The 17,621-nt window shown below is 67.2% G+C and carries 20 protein-coding genes and 1 riboswitch; of the genes, 5 read left to right on the top strand and 15 right to left on the bottom strand.

The annotated features are described in order from the left end of the window. Nucleotides 1–113 precede the first annotated feature (113 nt). Genes fahA through OEJ37_RS12305 form a run of 5 tightly spaced genes read right to left on the bottom strand, consistent with a single transcriptional unit; the run spans nt 114 to nt 6,043 of the window. Nucleotides 114–1,418 carry a fumarylacetoacetase gene (gene fahA / locus OEJ37_RS12325; RefSeq protein ID WP_175919031.1) on the bottom strand — a complete coding sequence of 435 codons (1,305 nt, stop codon included), beginning with the start codon at nt 1,416–1,418 and terminating at the stop codon, nt 114–116. Beyond that, nucleotides 1,415–2,749 (bottom strand): homogentisate 1,2-dioxygenase, encoded by a 1,335-nt coding sequence (gene hmgA / locus OEJ37_RS12320; protein ID WP_174421153.1) that lies wholly within the window; start codon nt 2,747–2,749, stop codon nt 1,415–1,417. The genes fahA and hmgA overlap by 4 nt, the downstream gene beginning before the upstream one ends. 15 nt (nt 2,750–2,764) lie before the next feature. Further along, a complete protein-coding gene (locus OEJ37_RS12315; RefSeq protein WP_263344428.1) occupies nt 2,765–4,126 on the bottom strand; it encodes an MFS transporter in 1,362 nt (453 codons plus the stop codon). Then, a complete protein-coding gene (locus tag OEJ37_RS12310) occupies nt 4,123–4,353 on the bottom strand; it encodes a DUF2783 domain-containing protein (protein WP_021157152.1) in 231 nt (76 codons plus the stop codon). The genes OEJ37_RS12315 and OEJ37_RS12310 overlap by 4 nt, the downstream gene beginning before the upstream one ends. Nucleotides 4,354–4,381: 28 nt before the next feature. After that, nucleotides 4,382–6,043, bottom strand: a complete 1,662-nt coding sequence (locus OEJ37_RS12305) for an FAD-dependent oxidoreductase (RefSeq protein WP_174421155.1) — start codon at nt 6,041–6,043, stop codon at nt 4,382–4,384. A 352-nt stretch (nt 6,044–6,395) separates the two neighbouring features. On the opposite strand from OEJ37_RS12305, the gene OEJ37_RS12300 reads away from it, so the two are divergent. Next, nucleotides 6,396–7,199: an EAL domain-containing protein gene (locus tag OEJ37_RS12300; RefSeq protein WP_034182837.1), complete on the top strand. Its 804-nt coding sequence runs from the start codon at nt 6,396–6,398 to the stop codon at nt 7,197–7,199. 140 nt (nt 7,200–7,339) lie between these two features. On the opposite strand, the gene OEJ37_RS12295 is transcribed toward OEJ37_RS12300, so the two are convergent. Further along, the gene (locus OEJ37_RS12295) at nt 7,340–7,750 is read right to left on the bottom strand and encodes a GFA family protein (RefSeq protein WP_174421156.1); all 411 of its coding nucleotides are present in this window, start codon (nt 7,748–7,750) and stop codon (nt 7,340–7,342) included. A 147-nt stretch (nt 7,751–7,897) separates the two neighbouring features. Further along, nucleotides 7,898–8,689: an IclR family transcriptional regulator gene (locus tag OEJ37_RS12290; RefSeq protein WP_034182835.1), complete on the bottom strand. Its 792-nt coding sequence runs from the start codon at nt 8,687–8,689 to the stop codon at nt 7,898–7,900. A gap of 210 nt (nt 8,690–8,899) precedes the next feature. Here OEJ37_RS12290 and OEJ37_RS12285 point away from each other — a divergent pair, with 210 nt between their 5' ends. Then, the gene (locus OEJ37_RS12285; protein WP_175919036.1) at nt 8,900–10,087 is read left to right on the top strand and encodes an acyl-CoA dehydrogenase; all 1,188 of its coding nucleotides are present in this window, start codon (nt 8,900–8,902) and stop codon (nt 10,085–10,087) included. 154 nt (nt 10,088–10,241) lie between these two features. On the opposite strand, the gene OEJ37_RS12280 is transcribed toward OEJ37_RS12285, so the two are convergent. After that, the gene (locus tag OEJ37_RS12280) at nt 10,242–10,880 is read right to left on the bottom strand and encodes a peroxiredoxin (protein ID WP_034182833.1); all 639 of its coding nucleotides are present in this window, start codon (nt 10,878–10,880) and stop codon (nt 10,242–10,244) included. Nucleotides 10,881–11,198: 318 nt separating this feature from the next. On the opposite strand from OEJ37_RS12280, the gene OEJ37_RS12275 reads away from it, so the two are divergent. The 3 genes from OEJ37_RS12275 (at nt 11,199) to OEJ37_RS12265 (ending at nt 12,501) form a co-directional block, all read left to right on the top strand. Then, entirely contained in the window at nt 11,199–11,501 is a 303-nt protein-coding gene (locus OEJ37_RS12275; RefSeq protein WP_026044969.1) for a YqjD family protein, read from the top strand. Nucleotides 11,502–11,624: 123 nt separating this feature from the next. Continuing rightward, the gene (locus OEJ37_RS12270) at nt 11,625–12,014 is read left to right on the top strand and encodes a phage holin family protein (protein ID WP_174421158.1); all 390 of its coding nucleotides are present in this window, start codon (nt 11,625–11,627) and stop codon (nt 12,012–12,014) included. 43 nt (nt 12,015–12,057) lie between these two features. Further along, complete coding sequence (locus tag OEJ37_RS12265) at nt 12,058–12,501, top strand: DUF3318 domain-containing protein (protein ID WP_152861901.1); 444 nt, start codon at nt 12,058–12,060, stop codon at nt 12,499–12,501. Nucleotides 12,502–12,555: 54 nt separating this feature from the next. On the opposite strand, the gene OEJ37_RS12260 is transcribed toward OEJ37_RS12265, so the two are convergent. The 7 genes from OEJ37_RS12260 to glyA form a co-directional block, all read right to left on the bottom strand. Continuing rightward, a complete protein-coding gene (locus tag OEJ37_RS12260) occupies nt 12,556–13,002 on the bottom strand; it encodes a type IV pilin protein (RefSeq protein ID WP_174421159.1) in 447 nt (148 codons plus the stop codon). Further along, nucleotides 12,999–13,460: a pilus assembly protein gene (locus OEJ37_RS12255; RefSeq protein ID WP_263344501.1), complete on the bottom strand. Its 462-nt coding sequence runs from the start codon at nt 13,458–13,460 to the stop codon at nt 12,999–13,001. Before OEJ37_RS12255 ends, OEJ37_RS12260 begins: the two co-directional genes overlap by 4 nt. A gap of 203 nt (nt 13,461–13,663) precedes the next feature. Beyond that, the gene (locus OEJ37_RS12250) at nt 13,664–14,497 is read right to left on the bottom strand and encodes a PilW family protein (protein ID WP_263344426.1); all 834 of its coding nucleotides are present in this window, start codon (nt 14,495–14,497) and stop codon (nt 13,664–13,666) included. Further along, nucleotides 14,487–14,894: a hypothetical protein gene (locus OEJ37_RS12245; RefSeq protein ID WP_174421161.1), complete on the bottom strand. Its 408-nt coding sequence runs from the start codon at nt 14,892–14,894 to the stop codon at nt 14,487–14,489. Before OEJ37_RS12245 ends, OEJ37_RS12250 begins: the two co-directional genes overlap by 11 nt. Then, nucleotides 14,894–15,457: a GspH/FimT family pseudopilin gene (locus OEJ37_RS12240; RefSeq protein ID WP_174421162.1), complete on the bottom strand. Its 564-nt coding sequence runs from the start codon at nt 15,455–15,457 to the stop codon at nt 14,894–14,896. Before OEJ37_RS12240 ends, OEJ37_RS12245 begins: the two co-directional genes overlap by 1 nt. Nucleotides 15,458–15,610: 153 nt before the next feature. Then, the gene (gene nrdR, locus OEJ37_RS12235; RefSeq protein ID WP_006476792.1) at nt 15,611–16,090 is read right to left on the bottom strand and encodes a transcriptional regulator NrdR; all 480 of its coding nucleotides are present in this window, start codon (nt 16,088–16,090) and stop codon (nt 15,611–15,613) included. A 6-nt stretch (nt 16,091–16,096) separates the two neighbouring features. Next, entirely contained in the window at nt 16,097–17,344 is a 1,248-nt protein-coding gene (gene glyA / locus OEJ37_RS12230; RefSeq protein WP_174421163.1) for a serine hydroxymethyltransferase, read from the bottom strand. 137 nt (nt 17,345–17,481) lie between these two features. Further along, a riboswitch (ZMP/ZTP riboswitch) is annotated at nt 17,482–17,582 on the bottom strand. Nucleotides 17,583–17,621 lie beyond the last annotated feature (39 nt).

Here is a 17,621-nt window from a genome sequence, read left to right as displayed (position 1 = left end):
TGCATCGCAATACATCGGCGCGTTCGCGCCGCCGTCCGCCGCCAAAACGAAAGCGGCCCGCGCAATGCGGGCCGCCCTGTCCTGCCGGACCACGCGCGACGCGCCGTCGTCCGTTACGCACTCCGCGCCGGCAGGATCTTGCCGGCGCAGGTGCCGAAGCCGACGCGATAGCCGTCGCCCTGGCACCATCCGGCGAGCGTCAGCTCGTCGCCGTCCTCGATGAATGCGCGGCTGCCGCCGCCGTGCAGCGCAACCGGCTCCTTGCCGTTCCACGTCAGTTCGAGCAGGCTGCCGAACGAATCCTTCGTCGGCCCGCTGATCGTGCCCGAACCCATCAGGTCGCCGACCCGCGTGTTGCAGCCCGCGACCGTGTGGTGCGCGAGCTGCTGCGCCATCGTCCAGTACATGTGCTTGAAGTTGGTGCGGCAGATCGACGTCGCTTCTGCCGCGCCCTCGGCGCGCAGCGTCACTTCGAGCGCGATGTCGAACGCATGCTTGCCCGCGTGCCGCAGATACGCGAGCGGCTGCGGCGCCTGCTCCGGCTGCGCGGTGCGGAACGGTTCGAGCGCGTCGAGCGTGACGATCCACGGCGAGATCGTCGTCGCGAACGTCTTCGCGTTGAACGGGCCAAGCGGCACGTATTCCCACTGCTGGATGTCACGCGCGCTCCAGTCGTTCAGCAGCACCATCCCGAAGATATGCGCTTCCGCGTCCTCGCACGCGATCGGCTCGCCCAGCGCGTTGCCCTGGCCGACGATGAAGCCCGTCTCCAGCTCGATGTCGAGCTTGCGGCACGCGCCGAACACCGGACGCTCCTGGTCGGGCAGCTTCAGCTGCCCGTTCGGGCGCCGCACCGGCGTGCCGCTCACGACCACCGACGACGCACGGCCGTTGTAGCCGATCGGCATCTCCGACCAGTTCGGCAGCAGCGCATTCTTCGGATCGCGAAACATCGAGCCGACGTTGGTCGCATGCTCTTTCGACGAATAGAAATCGGTGTAGCCGGGAATCTCGACCGGCAGATGCAGCGTCGCGTCGCGCTGCGCGACGAGCACCTGCGCGCGCAGCGCCGCATCGTCACGCAGCCGTGCGTTGTCGCGCGAGAACAGGTCCGACAGTTGCACGCGCACGCTGCGCCAGGCATCGCGGCCGAGCGCGATGAACGCGTTCAGCGTCGGTGCGGCGAACGCATCGGCGCCGGCCGGCAGCGTCACGAGGCCCGCGCGCGCGAGCGCCGCGAGATCGACGATCTGGTCGCCGAGCGCGACGCCCGCACGGCGCGCCGCCTGCTTCGCATCGCTGAAGATCCCGAACGGCAGGTTCTGGATCGGGAAATCGCAGGCGGGATCGTTCGCCGTGTCGACCCAGCTCTTGCGGGCCGGGTCGAGCGTCGCGCGCCAGTCTTGGGTGTCGCTCATCGTTGCTCCGGGTTGAAGTGTTTCTTGATGCCTTGCCAGCATTCGAAGTAGTCCGCCTGCAGTTGCGCGGTGTCGAGCGCGTAGCGCGTCGGCCGGATCAGCGTGCGGGTCTCGAACATGAACGCCATCGTCGCGTCGACCTTGTGCGGCTTCGTCGTGTCGCTCGCGGACGCCTTCTCGAACGTGTCCGCGTCGGGCCCGTGGCCCGACATGCAGTTGTGCAGGCTCGCGCCGCCCGGCACGAAGCCTTCCGCCTTCGCGTCGTACGCGCCGTGCACGAGCCCCATGAACTCGCTCGCGACGTTGCGGTGGAACCAAGGCGGGCGGAACGTATCCTCGGCCGCGAGCCAGCGCGGCGGGAAGATCACGAAGTCGATCGTGTCGACGCCCGGCGTATCGCTCTGCGACTGCAGCACGAGGAAGATCGACGGATCGGGATGGTCGTAGCTGATCGAGCCGATCGTGTTGAACAGGCGCAGGTCGTATTTGTACGGCGCGTAGTTGCCGTGCCACGCGACGACGTCGAGCGGCGAATGGCCGATGTCCGCGCGCCACAGTCGCCCGTTCAGCTTCGCGATCAGCTCGAACGCGCCTTCGCGATCCTCGTAAGCGGCCTGCGGCGTCAGGAAGTCGCGCGGGTTCGCGAGACCGTTCGAGCCGATCGGGCCGAGATCCGGCAGCCGCAGCTGCGCGCCGAAGTTTTCGCAGATGTAGCCGCGCGCGTCGCCGTCCGGCAGCGCGACGGAAAAGCGCACGCCGCGCGGGATCACCGCGATCTCGAACGGCTCGACGTCGAGCCGGCCGAATTCGGTTGCGATGAACAGCCGCCCCTGCTGCGGCACGATCAGCAGTTCGCCGTCCGCGCTGTAGAAGAAGCGATCCTGCATCGAACGGTTCGCCGCGTACAGGTGGATCGCGCAGCCGTTCATCGCGGCCGCCGAGCCGTTGCCGGCCATCGTCACCAGCCCATCGACGAAATCGGTCGGCTCGACCGGCATCGGCAGCGGATCCCAGCGCAGCTGGTTCGGCGGCGTCGGCGGCACGTCGGCCGAGTCACCGAATTCCGACACGAGCCGCTGCGGGCCCGCGTACGGCTCGAACGGCCGGTGCACGGCGGCCGGGCGGATGCGGTACAGCCACGAGCGACGGTTATGGCCGCGCGGCGCGGTAAACGCGGTGCCCGACAGCTGCTCCGCATACAGCCCGTACGGCGCGCGCTGCGGCGAGTTGCGGCCGTGCGGCAGCGCGCCGGGCAGCACCTCGGTCGCGAATTCGTTCGCGAAACCGCTCAGGTAGCCGGCGGTCGCCGGTTTCGACAGGTCAAGCGTCATCGTTTCCTTTCTCCATCAATTCATCGCGGCGTTCGGCGCGTGCGCACCGTTTCGCCGCGTCACACCGGCCAATCCGAGGACGAACAGCGCCGAGCACAGCACGGGCACCGCGGCCGCGTGGAACAGCGCACCGTTCGACCAGTTGAGCGCAATCAGTTGTCCGCCGACGAGCGGCCCGAGCACCGAGCCGATCCGGCCGATGCCGAGGCTCCAGCCGATGCCCGTCGAGCGCAGCGACGTCGGGTAATACTGGCCCGCGAGCGCGTTCACGGCCGGCTGCCCGCCGACCACGCAGAACCCGCCCGCGAACACTACGACCAGCAGCCACGGCAGCGCATGCGCGACCGAGCCGATCAGCCCCACCGACACGGCCGCGCACGCGAAGCAGGCGAACAGCACGCGCACGAAGCCGTAGCGTTCGATGAACCAGCCGAGCGACAGCGTGCCGATCACGCCGCCCGTCTGCAGCACCGTGCCGACGATCACCGCCGTGCCCGGCGAATAGCCCGCGTCGCGCATCACGGTCGGCAGCCAGTTCGACAGGAAGTACAGATCGATCAGGTTCATGAAGCTGATCGCCCACAGCAGCAGCGTGACCGGCAGGCGGCCGTGGCTGAACAGCTCGGCGACCGGCGCGCCGGTCGCGGCGCGCTCGCGCACGACGAGCCGCGTGTTCGCATCGATGCCGGCCTGCGGCGCGAAGCGCGCGAGCCAGTCGCGCGCCTGCGCGACGCGCCCTTTCAGCACCAGGAACTGCAGCGACTCGGGCAGCCGCGCGACCATCGCGATCGTGAGCACGAGCGGCACCGCGCCGCCGACGAAGAACACCGAACGCCAGCCGAGCGCCGGAATCAGCGCGGCACTGATGAAGCCGCCGATCGCCGCGCCGAGCGTGAAGCCGCACGACACCATCATCATCCGCTTCACACGATGCGCGGCCGGACTGAACTCACCGACCAGCGCCATCGCGTTCGGCATGATGCAGCCGAGGCCGAGGCCCGTGACGAAGCGCAGCGCCATCAGCGCGGGAATCGAGCCCGCGAACGGCGTCGCGAGCATCGTCACCGCGAAGAACAGCGTCGAGCCGATCAGCACCGGGCGCCGCCCGATCCGGTCGGCCAGCACCGACAGCCCGAGCGCACCCAGCAGCATCCCGAACAGGCTCGCGCTGAACACCGGGCCGAGCGCCTGCTTCGGCACGCCCCATTCGGCGATCACGCTCGGCGCGACATAGCCCATCGCCTGTGCATCGAAACCGTCGATCACGAGGCACAGCCCGCACAACACGAGCAGCATCCAGTGAAAGCCCGGTCGATGGGTCTCGTCGATCACGCGCTCGACTTCGAGCACGCGTGCGTCGGCCGGCGCCGCGCTCATTGCGCCACCTCGGCGGCCGGATGCACGGGCGGCGTCACGCCCTGGCGCGCGAGCGCCATCGCTTCGCGCAGCACGTCGGCATCGCCGATCTGGTTCGCGAGCAGCAGGATCAGCTTCGCGTTGACGAGCTGGCTGTCGGCGTCGGACAGGTCGCGATGCATGTCGATCAGCGCTTCGTAGAACGCGTCCGGATCGGCCAGGCGCGGGCGGGTGTCGAGTGAGGGCATGACGGGGTCTCCGGTGTCTTTATCGTATTCAGCGTGCGCAGGTCGCGCGCGCCAGTGCGTCGGCAAGCGCCTGACGGTCGAGCGTGCGCATCCGTGCGCAGACATGCTGGTCGGGACGCAGCAGGTAGAACGTGCCGGGCTTCGCGTCGTAGCGTTGCGCGGCGAAACCGTCAACGTCCTCCACGACGTCGACGCCGGCCACCGGCTGCGCGTGCCCGGCCGGCACGACGAGCACCGGCCGCACCGGCAGCGCGAGGCCGTCGACGGCCTGCGCGAGCGCGGCCGCATCGCCCGGCAACCCGAACAGCACGCCGGTGAAGCCGCCGCGCAGGTGCTGCAGCAGCCAGCCCGCCGCACCCTGCACACGCACCGGCGCATCGGCTGCTGCCGCGCCCGGCCGCATCGCGCACGCGAATGCGTCGCCGCCGCGGTCCGGCGTGTTCAGCGGCGAATCGGCCAGCACGGCCGGCACCGACAGGCGGCCGCTGTTCACCAGCTTGCGCGCGAACTCGCAGTCGCGCGCGAGCTTCAGCGTCGCGTCGCGAAACACACGCGACACCGGGCTTTTCGGCGTGATGAAATCGGTCGAGCGCGTCGAGTTGCGGATGTTTTCGTCGGCCGCGAACTCGCGTTCGCTCGCGTACGTATCGAGCAGGCGGTCGGCCGAGCGGCCGTCGAGCACGAGCTTCAGCTTCCATGCGAGGTTGTCCGCGTCCTGCACGCCGCTGTTCGCGCCGCGCGCGCCGAACGGCGACACGCCGTGCGCGGAGTCGCCCGCGAACAGCACGCGGCCGTGACGGAACGTGTCCATCCGCTGGCAGCGGAACGTGTAGACGCTCACCCATTCGAGCTCGAACTCGACGTCCGGCCCGAGCAGCGCGCGCACGCGCGGGATCACGCGCTCCGGCTGCTTCTCGGCGACGGGATCGGCGTCCCAGCCGAGCTGGAAATCGATGCGCCACACGTTGTCGGGCTGGCGGTGCAGCAGCACCGACTGGTTCGGGTGGAACGGCGGATCGAACCAGAACCAGCGTTCGGTCGGAAACTCCGCCTTCATCTTCACGTCGGCGATCAGGAATCGATCCTTGAACGTGCGGCCGCGGCTTTCGAGGCCCATCATCGCGCGCATCGGGCTGCGCGAGCCGTCGGCCGCGATCACGTATTGCGCACGCAGCGTCGCTGCACCTTCCGGCGTCTCGATCGTCAGTACCGCATGCTCGGCCGATTGCTCGATGCCCGTCACCTTGTGCTTCCAGCGGATGTCGATGTTCGACAGCTCGAACGCACGGTCGGCCAGATAGCCTTCGACGTAGTACTGCTGCAGGTTGATGAACGCGGGGCGTGCATGCCCTTCCTCGGGCAGCAGGTCGAATGCGTAAAGTTGCTCGTCCTGCAGGAACACCTTGCCGACGTGCCAGCTCACGCCCTTGTCGACGAAGCGCTCGCCGCAGCCGAGCCGGTCGAAGATCTCGAGCGTGCGCTTCGCGAAGCAGATCGCGCGCGAGCCGGTGGACAGCGTGTCGTCGTCGTCGAGCAGCACGACGGGCACGCCCTGCTGCGCGAGATCGATCGCGGCCGACAGGCCCACCGGGCCCGCGCCGACGACGATCACCGGGTGAACGGCCGCGTCATGCGCGCGCGGACGGTACTCGAACTTCAGCGTCTGGTAATCGGTGCTCATGGTCGCCATCCGCTCCTCAACCCTGCCGTGCGCGCGCCAGCGCGCCTGTCGTCCCGCCCGTCGCCTGCCGGCGCTCCCGCCCGCCTTTCCTGTCAACCGCCACGTCTCGCTCCTTGCTTCCTGTTGATTCGCGAACGGCGCCGTCGAGCGGCGCCCGAATGCCGCATTTCTTGATCGGCGACAAATCCTGGATTTACGAATAGTAAAACCAATTACGAATAGTGAAATCAACGTAAACCCTAGGCGCGGGCTCGAGAACGGGATAACCATATGAGCGAAACGCCAAGCCGAGCGTGGCGCGCGCTGCTAATATCCAGATACGAGGCGGCCCGTTCGGCCGCCGTTTTTCCTTCTTACGCCGATGATTCCGCCCACCATTCCCGAGCTGGTCGCCCGTGCCGGGCAACTGCCGTATCTGCGGGATCACCTCGCGCTTGCCGAAGGCGGCACCGCGAGCGCGAATCTGCCCGAGCGCACGCTCGGCAGCGCCTACGAACCGATCTACGACGTGACGATGCCCGGCGCGCCGCAATCGACGTCGTTCACCGACGCGATCGAGCGCTACGGCGACGAACTCGGCTTCCAGGCTGTTACGGTCGTCACGGGTGCCGCGCACGATCCGGTCGACTCGGCGGTCGACGACCAGACGCTCGTCGCGATCGACCGCCTGTCGCGCGCGCTGCACGCGATCAACTTCTTCGGCGCGCAGCGCCACGGGCTGCTGTTCCTGCGCGTGCACGAACGGCTGCTCAAGAGCGTGAAGTACGATCACGGCAAGCATTTCTCGTCGGTGCTGCAGCGCTTCGGGCTGCCGACCGAGCGGATCGTGATCGAGCTGCCGGCGGTCGCGGTCGCGCACAAGACCTTCCTCGGCTACCTGACGCGCAGCTACCAGCATCACGGCTTCAAGGTCGCGGACAAGCTGCCCGATCCGGGCCGCATCCTCGCGGTCGAATCGGACATGGCACGGCCCGACTACATCAAGATGGATGCGGGCATCGCGTTGCGCGACGGGATGGTCAAGGCGCTCGTCGCGTATGCGCAGCGCGTGCGGATTCCGCTGATCTTCGACGGCGTCGTCGACGAGACACAGTGCGAGCTGCTGCGCCAGCATGACGTGCGGTTCATGCAGGGGCCCGCGTTTGCGAAGGTCGTGACGGCCTGAGCGGATGGGGGCAGGCGCGCGCGGAGAGCTGCGCGCCGGATGCCGGATGCGGGTGTTGGCCTGCTTGCCGGACAGCGAGAGCGGGTCGCGTGGCGCACCCCGCTGCCCGACGCCTGCCCGTCGGTGCCGATGGTTACCGCTTACGCTCGTCCGCCATCGTCGTACTTGGGCAGATCGTCGCCGATCTCGATGCCAGGGAAACGGTCCCCATACCAGACGTGCCACGCCGGACGCAGCCGCGACGGCTCGTCGAGCGTCGCGTAATTGATTTCTACCGTCTTCGGCGCGTCACCAAGCCGGTATTCGAGCTGCGCGCCGCAACGGCCGCAGAAGCGCCGCTCGCCCCACTCGCTCGACGCGTAGACGGTCGGCTCGCCCTGCAGGTATTCGAACGCGTCGATCGGCACCGATGCCGATGCGACGACCGCCGCGCCGGTCGTGCGCTGGCAGAGCCGGCAGTGGCAGAAGCCGGCATCGGTCGGAACGTGGGCGATACGGTAGCGGATCGCGCCGCACGCACATCCGCCTTCCATTGATTCCGGGTGAGACATCGCAAACCTCGCCGTCGGGAAGCTGGCGAACGATGATGAGCGCGGTTCGACCGCAGCACAAGAGACGGCGGCAGCCCTCACCCGCTCTCACCAACACCGGAGACGAAACGGTTGCGGCGCGACGCCGATAGCCGCGCGCCGCGTTGCTCACGCCGTCTGCCCGAGCCGCTGCGCGAGCGCCTTCAGCTTCGGCCCGACCTGCGTACGGAACACATCCTCGTCCATCGACGATGCGGGGCCGCTGCAGCTCAGGATCAGCCAGCGCCCCTCGCGCGGCTCGCGAAACGGCACGGCCGCCGCGTTCACGTCCATGTGCCACGCGCGAAACGAATAGCAGCAACCGCCCGCCGAGAATTCGGCCACCGCTTGCTGCGCGGCGGCAACGAGCGCGTCGGCGTCGGCCGCGCCGCCGGCCGCGCGATGCAATTCCGCATAAAGCGCGCGACGCACGTCCTCCGGCTGCACGGCCAGGTACGCGCGCCCCATCGAGCTCGTCAGCATCGACAACCGCGAACCGGGCGCGAGCCCGAGCGTCAGCGCGGTCTCGCTGCGGATCGTCTCCAGATAGATCATGTCGAGCCCGTCGCGGCAGCCGAGCGACACGGCCGCGCCGATCTCGCGCGCGAGCGCCTGCATGTGCGGCCGCGCGAGATCGATCGTCCCCGAGCCCGACAGCAGCGCGTAGCCGAGCGACAGCACGCCGGCGTCGAGCGCATACTTTCCGAGCGTCTCGTCGTAGCGCAGGTAGCCGAGCACGGTCAGCGTATAGGCCAGCCGGTTCACGGTCGCCTTCGGCAGCCCCGTGCGCTCCGCGAAGTCGCGGTTGCCGAGCATCGTCTCGCCGGGCCGGAAGGCGCGCAGCAGGTCGAGCCCGCGCGCGAGCGCGACGACGAACTTGCGTTCGTCGATCGTGGTTTCGTCGATGGTTGAAAGTGTCATCTGATGCTACACTGGGTTTGATTTGCAAAACATTGTTCCGCACAGCGGAACTTCAGTCAAGCAATCATTTGGCATGAGCCCGGCCAGACCGGGGACGACCGCAAAGCATGGATCAGCGCAAGTGCCGAAGCGCTAACGCTGACCGACCGCAAAGCATGGGGTCATGCGTAAGCAGTGAAGCGCTAACGCGGACCGACAGGAGATGAGACGATGAGTGCTGCAACTTTTCATTGGGACGATCCGCTGCTGCTCGACCAGCAACTGACCGAGGAAGAGCGGATGGTGCGCGATGCCGCGCAGGCTTACGCGCAGGACAAGCTCGCGCCGCGCGTCACCGAAGCGTTCCGCCACGAACGCACCGACGCAGCCATCTTCCGCGAGATGGGCGAAGTCGGCCTGCTCGGCCCGACGATTCCGGAGGAATACGGCGGCCCTGGCCTCAATTACGTGAGCTACGGCCTGATCGCGCGCGAAGTCGAGCGCGTCGATTCGGGCTACCGGTCGATGATGTCCGTGCAGTCGTCGCTCGTGATGGTGCCGATTCACGAATTCGGTTCGGACGCGCAGAAGCAGAAATACCTGCCGAAGCTCGCGACCGGTGAATGGATCGGCTGCTTCGGGCTGACCGAGCCGAACCACGGCTCCGATCCGGGCAGCATGGTCACGCGCGCGAAGAAGGTGCCCGGCGGCTACTCGCTGTCCGGCACGAAGATGTGGATCACGAATTCGCCGATCGCCGACGTGTTCGTCGTGTGGGCGAAGCTGGAAGAGAACGGCAAGGACGCGATCCGCGGCTTCATTCTCGAGAAGGGCTGGAAGGGCCTGTCGGCGCCCGCGATCCACGGCAAGGTCGGGCTGCGTGCATCGATCACCGGCGAAATCGTCCTCGACGAGGTGTTCGTGCCCGAAGAGAACCTGATGCCGAACGTGAGCGGCCTGCGCGGCCCGTTCACCTGCCTGAACTCGGCGCGCTACGGGATCGCATGGGGCGCGCTCGGCGCCGCCGAATCGTGCTGGCACACCGCGCGCCAGTACGTGCTCGATCGCAAGCAGTTCGGCCGGCCGCTCGCCGCGAACCAGTTGATCCAGAAGAAACTCGCCGACATGCAGACCGAAATCACGCTCGGCCTGCAAGGCGTGCTGCGCCTCGGCCGGATGAAGGACGAAGGCACGGCGGCCGTCGAGATCACGTCGATCATGAAGCGCAATTCGTGCGGCAAGTCGCTCGACATCGCCCGGCTCGCGCGCGACATGCTCGGCGGCAACGGCATCTCCGACGAATTCGGCGTCGCGCGCCACCTCGTGAACCTCGAAGTGGTCAACACGTACGAAGGCACGCACGACATCCACGCGCTGATTCTCGGCCGCGCGCAGACGGGCATCCAGGCATTCTTCTGATCGTCCGGATGCGGCGCGCCCGGCAGCGGTGCCGCGTACGCGCAAAAAGATACGGCTCGCCCGGCATGACTGCCGGGCGAGCCGTTTTTTCATCGGATATCGGATCCGCGATCCGGGCCGCCGGCCCGGTACCGCGTTCACGCGCCGCCGATGCTTACTTGTTCGGCTGCGGCGTGAGGCGCAGATACGGACGCACCGCGTTGAAGCCCTTCGGGAAACGCTTCTTCAGCTCTTCCGGATCCTGCAGCGACGGCACGATCACGACGTCGTCACCGTCCTTCCAGTTGCCGGGCGTCGCGACCTTGTAGTTGTCGGTCAGTTGCAGCGAGTCGATCACGCGCAGCACTTCGTCGAAGTTGCGACCCGTGCTGGCCGGATAGGTGATGGTGAGCCGCACCTTCTTGTTCGGGTCGATCACGAACAGCGAACGCACCGTCAGCGTTTCATTCGCGTTCGGATGGATCATGTCGTACAACTGCGAAACCTTGCGGTCCGCATCGGCGATGATCGGGAAGCCGACGACCGTCGACTGCGTTTCGTTGATGTCGTTGATCCAGCCCTTGTGCGATTCGACGCCGTCGACCGACAGCGCGATCACCTTCACGTTGCGTTTCTCGAATTCGCCCTTCAGTTTCGAGGTCAGCCCGAGTTCCGTCGTGCACACCGGCGTGTAGTCGGCCGGGTGGGAGAACAGGACGCCCCAGCTGTCGCCGAGCCACTCGTGAAACTTGATGGGCCCCAGGCTCGATTCCTGCTCGAAATCCGGTGCGATGTCGCCAAGACGCAGACTCATGATGTTCCCTCCTCGAACGATGCTGGTTGAAACCGCGCGCGGTATGGCGCGGGGCAGTCCATCAGCTTACGGGAAGCAAGGGACCGTGCGAACGATTATTCCGTTTGATATTCATACTTTTTTGTCATTTTTGCCTGCTGTCGGGGCAGGACGAACGGCCAGGACGGAAACTTTCCACCCCGTTTGCCGCTCTGTTGACGATTACAAATCGTTTACCATGCGATTTTGCACTGCCGCCGTGTGTCTTCCCGGCTCGCCAGCAGGCAGGCGTTTCGCTACGATGTGAACCTGCAGCATGACAGCACGAAGGGAGTTGCAATGTCGGAAATCAACAAGGAGAAACTGATGTCGGATATCAAAACCGTTCTCGCAGACGCCGAAGACCTGCTCAAGCAAGCCGCCAGCAGCACGGGTGACCGTGCGGCCGAGCTGCGCGAGAAAGCCATGTCGCGCCTGAAGCAGGCCAAGGACAAGGCAGCCGACGTCCAGGTCGTGGTCGTCGAGAAAGGCAAGAAGGCCGCTCGCGCGACCGACGACTACGTGCACGAGCATCCGTGGACGTCGATCGGCGTTGCAGCCGGCGTCGGCGTGCTGATCGGCCTGCTGATCAACCGCAAGTAACGCGCGCTGCGCCGTTCCGTCCCGTGGGCCGCGTTGCGCGGCCCACGGGCGTCGAAGCCGGTTGGCGGTTGCCGCCGGCCGGCTTTGTCCTAGCTGCTCACTGCACGCGCAAGCACCTCACCCATGACGACAGACACCACCTCGCAGCCGTCCGGCCAAGGACCGCTGCGCCGCCTCGTCGGCTCCGCGATCGGGCTTCTCCAAACGCGCCTCGAACTGGTGGGCATCGAGCTTGCCGAGGAGAAGGAACGCCTGATGGGCGTGCTGTTCCTCGGGCTCGCCGCCATGATGCTCGCGACCATGGCGCTCATCAGCCTGACCGTGCTCGTCACGATCGCGTTCTGGGACACCTATCGCTGGCAGTCGCTCGCGGCGATCACCGCGCTATATGCCGTAGGCGGCATCGTGTGCGCACTGAAGGCGCGCTCGGGCCTGCGCACCGCGCCGACCGTGTTCGAGGCGACGCTCGCCGAACTCGAGAAAGACCGCGAGCTGTTCCGCGGCAAGCCGTGAACGCAGTCGTGTTCCCTCCTCCCACCTACTTCGCCGACGCGCCATGAGCCAGAACGTCACGGGCAATGCACACCGCCCCCATTCGTCGCGATCGAACTGGAGCGCGTCGCAGCATCGCGCGCTCCGCAAGGAATTGCTGATCCTGCGATCCGAAGTCGAGCGGCTCGAACTCGCGGAAGCCGCCGGCGAAATGCGCCAGGCTGTCACGCGCTTCAGCTGGCTCAAGGTATTCATCCCCGGCCTTTCCAGCAACAAGTTCAGCCAGTCCGCAAAGAACCTGAACGCGAGCCTCGGCCACCTCGTCAACCAGTATCCGATGCTGAGTTCGCTCGCGTCGCTCGTGCTGGCGAAACCCGTTCGCTCGCTGCTGCGCGCGAGCGCGGGCCCCGCGCTGAAGTGGGGCACGCTCGGCTTCGCCGCATGGGAGGTCTACCGGATCTGGAAGGAATCGCGCGACGAGCGCGGACTCGACGCGCACGACGACTGACAATCGACATCCCGCACGCACGGCCATGTGCCGTTGCGCGCCTGTCGTGCGCGTTCAACGTACGCCCCAGCAAGCAGCGCCCTGTTCGTCGGTACCATCCGGCCGCGTTTTGCCCTTCGTCCCGTCCGAACGCAGCGTGAAAGCGCCGCAGGCATCGTCGTGCATCGGGCCCGTGTCGAGCGGGATTGCTTCCAACTCGTAGGTGACCGGCGAATCGTCGCCGTCCGGCCGCCTGAGCGTCAATCGATAGACCGCCCGCCCGTCCGGCGGCGCCTGCGCGAGCGCGTCCGGTAATACCGGCGGCGGCGCACCGTCCAGCGTTTCGAGATATTGGGCCGCCCGGTACAACGCGGACACCGCCGACGCGCGATGGACGCGCACGACATGCTCGCGGTACGACGGGATGCCCCATCCAGCCAGCACCGCGACGATCGCGAGCACGATCATCAGCTCGAGCAGCGTGAATCCCTCAGATCGGTGCATCGGCGCGCAACCGTTCATCGAAGCACCACCGCGACGCGCCGCCAGCGCAGCGCAACGATGCGTCCATCGCGGATCGCGACCTGGTGTTGCAGCCAAACGGCACTCGACGCATGCGCACCGACACCACGCGCAGTGACGAGGTAAGCGCGGCCGCCGGCCGGCCCTGCCCCGCGCCATGCCTCGATCAGGCATCGCGGCGGCTGCGCGGCCATCGGCCATCCGGTGAACGGCGCGAACGCTTCGGCGGCCGCCATCGCCGGCATGCGCCGCCACGCGTCGGGCTCCGCGCGCGATTCGCCTTCGTTCACGTAGGGTGCCGAGCCACGGAGCAATCGCGCGGTGCATGCAGCGAGCGCGGCATCGGCCGCATGGAATGCGATCACTCGATCCGACAACATACGCGTACGGCGCGATTCCGTCAGCGCGGATTCGAACCACGTGCCTGTCAGTGCCGCAACGGCCGCACCAACCGCGATCACCGCGGGCAATGCAAGGCCCGCGTCGCGACGCCAGTCGCGACCGGCAGGCCGGAAGCGTGTGTGCGGCTCGCGCCGGTTCGTTGCCACGGCTCCCGTGCGCGCAGCCTGCCTCAGTTCGTCACGGTTCGCCACAATGCACCCATGCATGTCGCCTGCCGCGACGCATCGCGATATCTCCCGCGCGCACTGTCCTGCTCCGCTCATCGCAACACCTCGCGCGCGTGCGTTGCGTCGCGCGACGAATCGTCGAATGCGATCGCGGAATTCCGCAACGCGACGACGCGATGCAGCGTCAAACGTGCACGGCCGTCCTGTGCAACCGCAGCGCGACCATCGCAGTCGACGTGGCGGGCCGGCTCGCGCATCGGTTCGCCGCGCGCCCGTACGCAGACATGCACGGCCACCACATCGCGCCAGTCATCGGCACGCATTGCATCGGCATCGACGAACTGCATGCCGCCGCGACGAAGATAGCGCGCACGCAACTGATCGATTCCCGACACAACCGGCTGTGGCGTGCCCGGGCGGCCGTTTCCTTCGCAGTACAGTTCGGGCTCGCCCGTCGACGGGCTGACGTGCGCATCGAAGCGACTCTCCACCTGCGCCCGTTCACCCGACACGCCGACACCCTGCCCGAGACAATCCGACACCTGGCCGCTCGCCGTCGGCCATGTCGACACGGCATCGCCGACATACCGGATCAGCAACGCGTCCGATGAAGCGCGTACGGGCTCGCACCGCGCCTGCGCACCGTCGCCCCGCACGCGCGCCATCGAACAGCCGAACACCAGCGGCAACGATGACGCGCCTTCGGCATCGAGCGGCCGAAATCCTGCCATCTGGAGCTGCTGGCCGATCAGCATCAGCGCGGTGCCGGCCGCATCGCGCATCCGGAACCCGTCCTCCGCGCGCCGCTGCGCAATGCGCTGCGCGTGGTACAGCGCACCGGCCGCCGCGAGCACGAGGAGACCAACCGTCATCGCGATCAGCACCTCGAGCAGCGTATGCGCACGCATGCGGCGATCAACGTTCATCGGCACCAGCCTCCCGAAACGGAATCCGGACGCACGACGGCGGCTGCGCCGACGCACCTGCGGCTTCGCATCGCGACGAAACCGCCGCATTGCCGCCACGCCAGCCGACCATCGCGTACCGGACGCCGCCCGGCCCGTCGTCGAGCGTCATCGCCCCGCCGGGCAACGATGCGGCCGCCAGCGCCGCGAGACCGTCGTCGGCCCCCGCGACAGCGCGCGCGCGCTCGATACGCGCATCGGCCAGCCACAGCGCGCGTTCACGCCAGATCGTCGCGCGCTGCGTGCGTGCCATCGCGAGCTGGCTGCCGGCCACCGCCAGCATCACGGTCGCGAGCAGCGCGATGGCCAGCATTGCCTCGATCAGCGACGTGCCGCGCATTGCGTCGCGCATGGCCATCACGCCGCGTCGCAACGGCCGGCGGCAACGCGCGCGCGGCCGCCCGCCGCAATCCGCACGCAACGCGACGCACGTGCGTCGTCAGCCCCGGACGGGCCGCGTCGCGGACGCAATTCGAAACGCCGGATTCCGCCGATCGCCTGACCGACCGGCGGCGCAAAAGCCAGATCGTGCGCAGCGCCCGCGACAGCCACTTCGGTATCGCGCGGATAGCGCCGCAGCACGCGCGACTGCCCGTCGAATTGCCCACTGACGAGCCAGTCGCACGACCATTCGGCCGAATCGCACCGCTCGCCGGCACGCAGGCAAACGCCGTCGTTTCCGGCCCGGCACAGCGTGACGCGCACGCCGAGACGCGTCGCCTCGGTACGCGCAAACGACAGCGCCCCGAGCAGCGCAAGCGAGCGCGCATCCACGCGTTCGCGCATGCGCCACTGGTCGAACGCGGGTGCCGCATAGAGTGCAAGCCCGGCCGCCAGCGCGATTGCGACCATCAGCTCGACGAGCGTGAACCCGCCCGAGCATCGCACCACATTTTTCAAGGATGGATAACGCAGTCCCATCGCAGTCGTTCTCCGCCAAGGTGATGCGACGACTGTAGCGACACGTGCGGACGCACGCCATTTGCCGAACGGCCGACTGGCGACATGCAATCGCGACCGACACAATCGGCGCGAACTGAACCAACGGAGAAGACGATGAACGGACGCAGCGCGTCAGCGCTTACGCGGAGTCTTGGCGGGAGAGGCGCGACGGAACTCTTCGATCACGTCGGCAAATTCGGAAACGTCCTCGAACCGGCGATACACCGATGCGAAGCGGACATAGGCAATCGTATCGAGGCCGCGCAACTCGTTCATCACGAGTTCGCCGAGCTTCTCGCTACGCACTTCACGCTCGCCTGTCGCGAGCAGTTGATATTCGATGCGGGCGACCGCCGCGTCGATCGCGTCGGCGGCAACCGGCCGCTTGCGCAGCGCGAGTTGCATGCTGGCGACGATCTTGCGACGGTCGAATTCCGTGCGGCTGCCGTCCTTCTTCACGACGAACGGCAGGGACAGCTCGACCCGCTCGTACGTCGTGAAGCGCTTGTCGCAAGCCGAGCAGCGACGGCGCCGCCGAATCGCGGCGCCATCTTCGGACACGCGCGAATCAACGACCTGCGTGTCGTCATGCCGGCAGAACGGGCAGCGCATCGTCGATCAGCGATAGACCGGGAAACGCTTGGTCAGCTCGGCGACCTGCGCGCGCACGCGCTCGATCGTCGCGGTGTCTTCCGGGCTCTCCAGCACGTCGGCGATCAGGTTGCCCACCTGCTCCGCTTCCGCCGGGCCGAAGCCGCGCGTCGTCATCGCCGGCGAACCCAGGCGCACGCCGCTCGTCACGAACGGCTTTTCCGGGTCGTTCGGGATCGCGTTCTTGTTCACCGTGATGTGCGCCGCGCCGAGCGCCGCTTCCGCTGCCTTGCCCGTGATGTTCTTCGCGCGCAGGTCGACCAGCATCACGTGGCTTTCCGTGCGGCCCGACACGATCCGCAGCCCGCGCTTCACCAGCGTTTCAGCCAGCACGCGTGCGTTCTCGACCACCTTTTCCTGGTATGCCTTGAACTCCGGCGACAGCGCTTCCTTGAACGCCACCGCCTTCGCCGCGATCACGTGCATCAGCGGGCCGCCCTGGATGCCCGGGAAGATCGCCGAGTTGATCGGCTTCTCGTACTCGGACTTCATCAGGATCACGCCGCCGCGCGGGCCACGCAGGCTCTTGTGCGTCGTCGTCGTCACGAAATCTGCGTGCGGCACCGGGTTCGGGTACACGCCGGCCGCGATCAGGCCTGCGTAGTGCGCCATGTCGACCATCAGGTACGCGCCCACCGCCTTCGCGATCTTCGCCAGGCGTTCGAAATCGATCTTCAGCGAGAACGCCGACGCGCCCGCGATGATCAGCTTCGGCTTGTGTTCCTGCGCGAGCTTCTCGGCCGCTTCGTAGTCGATGTCTTCGTTCTCGTTCAGGCCGTAGCTCACCACGTTGAACCACTTGCCCGACATGTTCACCGGCGAGCCGTGCGTCAGGTGGCCACCGTGCGCGAGGCTCATGCCCATGATCGTGTCGCCCGGCTTGAGCATCGCGAAGAACACGCCCTGGTTCGCCTGCGAACCCGAGTTCGGCTGCACGTTCGCGGCTTCCGCACCGAACAGCTGCTTCACGCGGTCGATCGCCAGTTGCTCGACGACGTCGACGTACTCGCAACCGCCGTAGTAGCGCTTGCCCGGATAACCTTCCGCGTACTTGTTCGTGAGCTGCGAGCCCTGCGCGGCCATCACGGCCGGGCTCGTGTAATTTTCCGACGCGATCAGCTCGATGTGATCTTCCTGGCGGCGGTTTTCCTGCTCGATCGCTGCAAAGACTTCGGGATCGACGTTCGCGATGGTGCTTTGGGCTCTGTCAAACATACGGTTTCCGTTAAGTGTGTACAGGTTGACCGGAGTGGCCGAGTACGGTGCGCTGCTGGGGGGACCAGCTCGACGTGGCGGAAGAATCCGTATGACGCGAGGCAGGACAGCCACCGGCGATGCACGCGACGGCGCACAACGGCTGCCCAGGCGAACGGCAAAAACGGCGCCCCGCGCTTCACGGTGGGATGCTCCACCTTGAACCCGAAGGGTTCTATCGCCAGTCACGCAGGGGTGATGAGCGCATTAGTGTATTGGATGCGTCATGAATAGGCAA

Origin of the sequence: Burkholderia sp. BKH01 (assembly GCF_025685725.1) — a bacterium.
Taxonomy (GTDB): Bacteria; Pseudomonadota; Gammaproteobacteria; order Burkholderiales; family Burkholderiaceae; genus Burkholderia; species Burkholderia pyrrocinia_C.
This window is presented reverse-complemented; position numbering and strand designations above follow the sequence as displayed.

Coding starts and splice junctions, on each gene's coding strand:
- OEJ37_RS12315 (WP_263344428.1), bottom strand. CDS start 4,126: ATGAGCGCGGCGCCGGCCGACGCACGCGTGCTCGAAGTCGAGCGCGTG.
- OEJ37_RS12270 (WP_174421158.1), top strand. CDS start 11,625: ATGACGACAGACACCACCTCGCAGCCGTCCGGCCAAGGACCGCTGCGC.
- OEJ37_RS12285 (WP_175919036.1), top strand. CDS start 8,900: ATGAGTGCTGCAACTTTTCATTGGGACGATCCGCTGCTGCTCGACCAG.
- OEJ37_RS12295 (WP_174421156.1), bottom strand. CDS start 7,750: ATGTCTCACCCGGAATCAATGGAAGGCGGATGTGCGTGCGGCGCGATC.
- OEJ37_RS12250 (WP_263344426.1), bottom strand. CDS start 14,497: ATGAACGTTGATCGCCGCATGCGTGCGCATACGCTGCTCGAGGTGCTG.
- fahA (WP_175919031.1), bottom strand. CDS start 1,418: ATGAGCGACACCCAAGACTGGCGCGCGACGCTCGACCCGGCCCGCAAG.
- OEJ37_RS12300 (WP_034182837.1), top strand. CDS start 6,396: ATGATTCCGCCCACCATTCCCGAGCTGGTCGCCCGTGCCGGGCAACTG.
- OEJ37_RS12240 (WP_174421162.1), bottom strand. CDS start 15,457: ATGGGACTGCGTTATCCATCCTTGAAAAATGTGGTGCGATGCTCGGGC.
- OEJ37_RS12305 (WP_174421155.1), bottom strand. CDS start 6,043: ATGGCGACCATGAGCACCGATTACCAGACGCTGAAGTTCGAGTACCGT.
- OEJ37_RS12310 (WP_021157152.1), bottom strand. CDS start 4,353: ATGCCCTCACTCGACACCCGCCCGCGCCTGGCCGATCCGGACGCGTTC.
- OEJ37_RS12260 (WP_174421159.1), bottom strand. CDS start 13,002: ATGAACGGTTGCGCGCCGATGCACCGATCTGAGGGATTCACGCTGCTC.
- OEJ37_RS12275 (WP_026044969.1), top strand. CDS start 11,199: ATGTCGGAAATCAACAAGGAGAAACTGATGTCGGATATCAAAACCGTT.
- OEJ37_RS12280 (WP_034182833.1), bottom strand. CDS start 10,880: ATGAGTCTGCGTCTTGGCGACATCGCACCGGATTTCGAGCAGGAATCG.
- OEJ37_RS12245 (WP_174421161.1), bottom strand. CDS start 14,894: ATGGCCATGCGCGACGCAATGCGCGGCACGTCGCTGATCGAGGCAATG.
- glyA (WP_174421163.1), bottom strand. CDS start 17,344: ATGTTTGACAGAGCCCAAAGCACCATCGCGAACGTCGATCCCGAAGTC.
- OEJ37_RS12290 (WP_034182835.1), bottom strand. CDS start 8,689: ATGACACTTTCAACCATCGACGAAACCACGATCGACGAACGCAAGTTC.
- nrdR (WP_006476792.1), bottom strand. CDS start 16,090: ATGCGCTGCCCGTTCTGCCGGCATGACGACACGCAGGTCGTTGATTCG.
- OEJ37_RS12265 (WP_152861901.1), top strand. CDS start 12,058: ATGAGCCAGAACGTCACGGGCAATGCACACCGCCCCCATTCGTCGCGA.
- hmgA (WP_174421153.1), bottom strand. CDS start 2,749: ATGACGCTTGACCTGTCGAAACCGGCGACCGCCGGCTACCTGAGCGGT.